Consider the following 1,902-nt stretch of genomic DNA (forward strand, 5'->3'; position numbering starts at 1 on the left):
ACCTTGCCCATGCCAAAGTTATTGTTTGAGCCATCTTTGTAGCTTTGTAGCGCTTTTATGCGGTCCTCTTTGCTGATGCTAGTTAGCGCAGGCACTTTGTTTGCGTATTTTACGTCCGCTTTTTCGCCGTGACAGGCTGCGCATTTTTTGTAAAGAGTCGCGCCGTCAGCGGCAAATAGGCTGCCTGCTAGCAATGCGGCTGCACCTGAAACAACGATTAGTTTTTTCATTTTATATCCTTTTTAAAATTTGTTATCTACTCTTTTAAATATCAAAGATGTATTTACACCGCCAAATGCAAAGTTGTTACTCATCACAAAGTCCGTCTTTATCGGCGTTGGCTCCTTTAAGTAGTTTAGCTTTGCACACTCAGGATCAGTTACGTTTAAATTTATAGTTGGGAAAAATAGCTCTTCTCTCATCATCATGATAGTTGCTATCGCTTCCAGCCCACCACAAGCGCCAAGCGTGTGACCTAGATAGCTCTTAAGCGAGCTAATGGCGATACCCTCTCCAAAAAGCTCGTTTGTAGCGATACTTTCAGCTATATCGCCATGTTTTGTCGCAGTCGCATGGGCATTTACGTAGCCTATGCTTTTTGGCTCCAGCTTTGCCGCGCGGAGCGCTAAGCTCATCGCCGCTTTCATAGTAGCACTTTGTGGTCTAGTGATGTGCGTGCCATCACACGTAGAGCCAAAGCCAACGACCTCAGCGTAAATTTTAGCTCCCCTTTTTAAAGCGCTCTCTTCGCTTTCAAGCAAAAGTATCCCAGCACCTTCGCCAAGCACCAAGCCATCTCTATCTTTTTCAAACGGAGTTGGGGTCAAATTTGGCGTGCTGTTTTTCACACTTGTAGCGTAAAGCTTGTCAAAGACGTAGGCCTCGCTCACACAAAGTTCCTCAGCCCCACCAGCTAGCATCATATCTATGCTACCACTTTTTATGCTCTCATACGCGTAGCCAATGGCGTGTGAGCCGCTCGTACATGCCGAAGATGTAGGGATGATGCGCCCTTTTAGTGAGTAAAATAGCGCGATATTTGCCGCCGTGGTGTGAGGCATCATTTTTATGTAGGTATTTGCGTTAAAGCCACTATCCATGTCCAAAACTAGCTTTGCCATGTCAAGGATAGAGTCTGTGCTGCCAGTGCTTGAGCCACTAGCTACACCCATCCTGCCATCCTGCACGCTTGGGTCTAAATTTGCAGCCTGCAACTCTTCGCCATTTAGCAAACCAGCGTCTTTTAATGCAAGTCCAGCCGCATGTACGCTGTAACATGAGACCTTGCCAAGGCTTCTTAGCTGTTTTCTGTCCCACTCCTGCGGGTGTTTGTAGTCTATGATGGGTGCTGCCAGGCGCGTGTTTAGCTCTTTATAGCCCTCCCACTCGCTCATATATCTCACGGCATTTTTGCCTGCAAGAAATTTAGCCCTCATCTCATCCCAGCTGTTGCCAAAAGCACTGACTGCACCGATACCTGTGACAAATACACGCATTAGCAAAGTCCTCCATTTACGCCGATGACCTGCCTTGTGATGTAGCTAGCCTCGCCACTTAGTAGAAATTTAACAAGTCCTGCCACCTCATCTGCCTCGCCAGCTCTTTTTGCAGGTATGGCCTTTAGCACCTCATCTAAAAAATCGCTATTTAAAATTTCTTCGCTCATATCTGTCTTTATAAGCCCAGGTGCCACGCAGTTTACTGTTATGCCTCTGCTGGCAAGCTCGACTGCAAGGGCTTTGCTAGCTCCTATGATGCCAGCTTTGCTAGCTGAGTAATTCACCTGACCTCTGTTACCAATAACCCCTGAAACAGAGCTTAGCGTCACTATCCCAGCTGGCTTTCTAGCCCTTATCATGGGCATTAGCGCTGGTCTTAGGACGTTGTAAAAGCCATTTAAAT

3 protein-coding genes are annotated in these 1,902 nt (G+C 46.8%); all 3 read right to left on the reverse strand.

Annotation, left to right across the window (positions count from 1 at the left end; genetic code table 11):
• Nucleotides 1-230, reverse strand: a 230-nt coding sequence (locus Q0296_RS10525) for a c-type cytochrome (RefSeq protein ID WP_298040361.1), incomplete at its 3' end; no start/stop codon positions are given.
• A gap of 12 nt (nucleotides 231-242) precedes the next feature.
• Nucleotides 243-1,496: a beta-ketoacyl-ACP synthase gene (locus tag Q0296_RS10530; protein WP_298040363.1), complete on the reverse strand. Its 1,254-nt coding sequence runs from the start codon at nucleotides 1,494-1,496 to the stop codon at nucleotides 243-245.
• A partial coding sequence (locus Q0296_RS10535; protein ID WP_298040365.1) for an SDR family NAD(P)-dependent oxidoreductase occupies nucleotides 1,496-1,902 on the reverse strand: 407 nt, incomplete at its 5' end. The genes Q0296_RS10530 and Q0296_RS10535, both read right to left, overlap by 1 nt.

Source organism: uncultured Campylobacter sp. (assembly GCF_937890585.1).
GTDB lineage: Bacteria > Campylobacterota > Campylobacteria > Campylobacterales > Campylobacteraceae > Campylobacter_A.